Source organism: Neisseria sp. P0022.S010, from assembly GCF_051956635.1.
In genome coordinates this window covers 1-429 of record NZ_JBQCXF010000947.1, presented here as the reverse complement: position 1 = coordinate 429, position 429 = coordinate 1, and the positions used below count along the sequence as shown (strand labels likewise).

The following is a 429-nucleotide window of genomic DNA, read 5'->3' as shown; positions in this document are numbered from 1 at the left end:
ACATATGAAAACATCAGCTTTATTAGCAGCTTTATTGGCAGCCCTGTCCCTGTCAGCATGCGGCGGCGGTTCAGGCTCATCTTCTTCTGCCGTTTGTGACGAGTACGAAAAAGCATTTGCCGAAGCAACTAAAGACGTAGATGCCGCAACCAAAGACATGATGCAAAAATCTTTCGAACAAACCAAAGAAGCCCTGAAAAACCTGCCTGCAGACCAACGCGATGCAACTTGTAAAACTTCTTTGGACGCTTTGAAAGGCGTTCCTGCTGCCGAAACTCCTGAAGAAAAAGCCGAAGAAGCCAAAGATGCTGCTGAAGAGGCTAAAGAAGACGCAAAAGACGCAGCGGAAGATGCCAAAGAAGCTGCTGAAGACGCTAAAGAAGAAGCTAAATAATATTAATAGCTTTATTGAAAAACGGATTCCAATGG

1 protein-coding gene is annotated in these 429 nt (G+C 45.0%); it reads left to right on the top strand.

What is annotated here, in order from left to right; translation table 11 throughout:
• Nucleotides 1–4 precede the first annotated feature (4 nt).
• Complete coding sequence (locus tag ACTHUT_RS22255) at nucleotides 5–394, top strand: DUF5339 family protein (protein ID WP_049344783.1); 390 nt, start codon at nucleotides 5–7, stop codon at nucleotides 392–394.
• The last annotated feature ends 35 nt before the right edge of the window (nucleotides 395–429 follow it).

What these genes read in the sequence shown, in the direction of transcription:
- ACTHUT_RS22255 (WP_049344783.1), top strand. Translation starts at nt 5, where the DNA reads ATGAAAACATCAGCTTTATTAGCAGCTTTATTGGCAGCCCTGTCCCTG.